Consider the following 1,577-nt stretch of genomic DNA (forward strand, 5'->3'; position numbering starts at 1 on the left):
GGTGGCGCCCTGGGTGAGGACGAGGATGCGGGTGGAGTCGAGGGTGGTGTCGGCGAGGAGTTCCTGGAGGGTGGCCAGGGTGCCCTGAACCGCCGCATGCACCTCCGAGCACGGCTCGGTGAGCGCGATGGCACCGGGGACCGGGCCGCCCGAGGCGAGCGCGGTCCGCAGCGCCGCGGCGTCCGCGTACCTCTCCCCGGAGACGGCCGCGGCCAGGCCGTGCGGGTCCGAGCCGAGTACGGCCCACGGCCCGGCGGCCGGCTCGGTGGCCTGCGGGACGGGCTTCCACACCAGGCGGTAGAGCCCGTCGATACGACCGCTGCGGTCCTGTAGGTCACCGGCCGGACGCAGGGCGATCTCGTCGACGGTCAGGACGGGCCGGCCGTCGGCGTCCGTGGCCGTGAGCGAGGCGGCGTTCGTACCGCTCGGAACCAGGTGCACCCGCAGCGCGCTCGCACCGGTGGCGTGCAAGGTGACCCCGTTGAACGAGAACGGGATGGTCAGCTCGTCGGAGTCCTCGATCAGCAGGGTGTGGAGGGCGGCGTCCAGCGCGGCGGGGTGGAGGGCGAACCCGTCCCCGTCGGGGCTCTCCGGGAGCGCGATCTCCGCGTACAGGTCCGTGCCCCGTCTCCACACGTTCCGCAGGCCCTGGAACGTGGGGCCGTACGCGTATCCGCGCTCGGCGAGGCGGGCGTAGAGGTCGCCCACGGGTATCCCGGTGGCCCCCTCCGGCGGCCAGACGGCCGAGCCGGCCGCGGGAACCGGGCCAGGGCCCGCCTCGGCGAGCACACCGGAGGCGTGCCGGGTCCACTCATCCTCCGTCCGGCCCTCGGTCCGGGAGTGGACGGTGACAGAGCGGGTCCCCGACTCCTCGGCGCCCAGCGCCACCTGGAGGTGGATGCGGCCGTTCTCGGGGACGATCAGCGGCGCCTCCAGGACGAGCTCCCGGAGCTGGTCGTAGCCGAAGCGCTCGCCCGCCGCCACGGCCATCTCGACCAGCGCGGTGCCGGGCAGCAGAACCGTTCCCGAGACGGCGTGGTCGGCGATCCACGGGTGGGTGCTCCGCGAGACGCGTCCCGTGAACAGCAGTCCCTCCCCGCCGGCGAGGCTGGTCACGGCGCCGAGCAGCGGGTGTTCCGCCGACGTCAGGCCCAGACTCGCCACGTCCTCGGGAGTGGCGGGGCTGTTCAGCCAGAACCGGGCGCCCTGGAAGGCGTACGTCGGCAGCAGCACCCGCCGCGCACCGGGGAAGAGGCTCTCGACGTCCAGCGCCGCACCCCGTACGGCCGCGTGGCCGAGGGCGACCGCGAGGGTCCGCGACTCGGGGCGGCCCTTGCGCAGGACGCCGACGGTCGACACCGCGCCCTTGGCGGTCTCCTCGCCCAGGCAGCCTCGGGTCATGGCGGTGAGTACCGGGTCGGGGCCGAGTTCCAGGTATGTGGTGACGTTCTGGTGGTGGAGGTATTGGATGCCGTCGTTGAAGCGGACGGTGTGGCGGAGGTGTTGGACCCAGTAGTCGGGGTTGGTGAGTTGTTCGGTGGTGGCGGGTTGTCCGGTGAGGTTGGAGATGATGGGGA

At 73.3% G+C, this 1,577-nt stretch carries 1 protein-coding gene; it reads right to left on the reverse strand.

Annotation, left to right across the window (positions count from 1 at the left end; genetic code table 11):
- The coding region (locus IF88_RS0139560; protein ID WP_030724388.1) for a polyketide synthase dehydratase domain-containing protein at nucleotides 1–1,577 on the reverse strand (1,577 nt) is incomplete at both ends.

The organism is Streptomyces sp. NRRL F-2580, from assembly GCF_000720115.1.
GTDB lineage: Bacteria > Actinomycetota > Actinomycetes > Streptomycetales > Streptomycetaceae > Streptomyces.